Origin of the sequence: Enterococcus sp. DIV1298c, from assembly GCF_017316315.1 — a bacterium.
Classification (GTDB): domain Bacteria; phylum Bacillota; class Bacilli; order Lactobacillales; family Enterococcaceae; genus Enterococcus_B; species Enterococcus_B mangumiae.
Genome location: NZ_JAFLWG010000056.1, coordinates 1 through 1,486 on the forward strand (window position 1 = coordinate 1; position 1,486 = coordinate 1,486).

The following is a 1,486-nucleotide window of genomic DNA, read 5'->3' on the forward strand; positions in this document are numbered from 1 at the left end:
TGATTCGTCAGCCCACTTTTTCTTTTTGGGTATTAAAAAACATATCGTTCTCTAGTATGATTAAATCACCACAAAATAAACAACTGAGAGGACGATATGCTCTATGGAAAATTCTATCAAAAAAATGCTCCGATTAACAGATAAATATTTAACCATCCAAGATGTTTCTTACGAAACGTTCCATCAAACCAATACTTTAGTTATTGACGCAGTGTTAGCTCCTCCTACTTCTGCTTGTTTGACTTGTGGCTCTGCCGTGAGAGATTCGAAGGGGAAAACGGTCATTGTCAAAAATGGCAAGAAAATGACCTGCATTCGTTTCGATCAATTCAACCATTTACCGCTAATCATGCGGCTGAAGAAACAACGTTATCACTGTAGAAACTGCCATACCCATTGGACAGCCCAAAGCTATTTTGTTCGGCCAAATCATTCGATTGCCGAGCATGTAAAAATGAAAATCATTGCTTTACTCACCGAAAAGGTCTCCTTATCTTTTATCGCAAAGCATTGCCAGGTGTCTATTCCAACGGTGACGCGTATTTTGAAGTCGTTAAAAACCTATTTACCAAAACAAGCCAAGCGCCACCTGCCCAAAGTATTGATGGTCGATGAATTTCGTTCCCATGTATCCTCAGAAGATAAGATGAGTTTTATTTGTGCCGATGGGGAAACCGGGCAATTAGTTGATATCTTACCCACTCGAAAATTGTCTCGGTTGACCACTTATTTCCAGACATGTGTGAATCCATCTGACGTCGACTATTTAGTTACTGATATGAATGCGGCGTATTTTCAACTAACAAAAAAAGTATTTCCTCATGCCAAACTGGTCATTGATCGTTTTCATGTGGTCAAACACATGAATCAAGCGTTCCAAGATTTTCGTGTCCGTGAAATGAAACGCCTGATTGCTTCGGGCAATCGGACAATGCCAAGGAAATTAAAAAGCCATTGGCGCTTACTCACCAAAAATCGGAAGAATATCAACCACACAGAATATAAAACTTGGCGTAGCTTTCGTGCCCCAAAGTATCCTTACCTGACAGAAGCCATGGTGCTTGACCGTTTATTAAGTGCTTCAACTGCCTTGAAAGTCGCCTATCAAGCGTTCCATGAACTAGCGGATGCCTTTCGTGACAAAGACCACGAGTCATTTTTCACTCTCTTGCATCAGTTACCAGAAACATTAGATAAAGAATTTCGGCTAAAACTACAAAATCTTCTGAGCTATGAAGAAGGGATTCGTCATTCTTTGATTTATCCTTACTCTAATGGGAAAATTGAAGCAAAAAACACCCACATCAAAACACTCAAACGAGTGTCTTATGGCTTTAAATCATTTGAGAACATGCGCATCCGAATCTTTTTGACGAATCAAGTCATTCACGTCAAATAACGAAGAAAATCCGGAGAAGAAGTGTTCACTTCTTCTTCCGGATTTCACTTGATTGCACTCATCAGTCCTTATTGACAAAGAGCCAGT

General features: G+C 39.8%; 1 protein-coding gene. It reads left to right on the plus strand.

Annotated elements, in window-relative coordinates; genetic code table 11:
* Window positions 1–103 precede the first annotated feature (103 nt).
* Window positions 104–1,399 (plus strand): ISL3 family transposase, encoded by a 1,296-nt coding sequence (locus tag JZO83_RS12570; protein WP_207115953.1) that lies wholly within the window; start codon window positions 104–106, stop codon window positions 1,397–1,399.
* Window positions 1,400–1,486 lie beyond the last annotated feature (87 nt).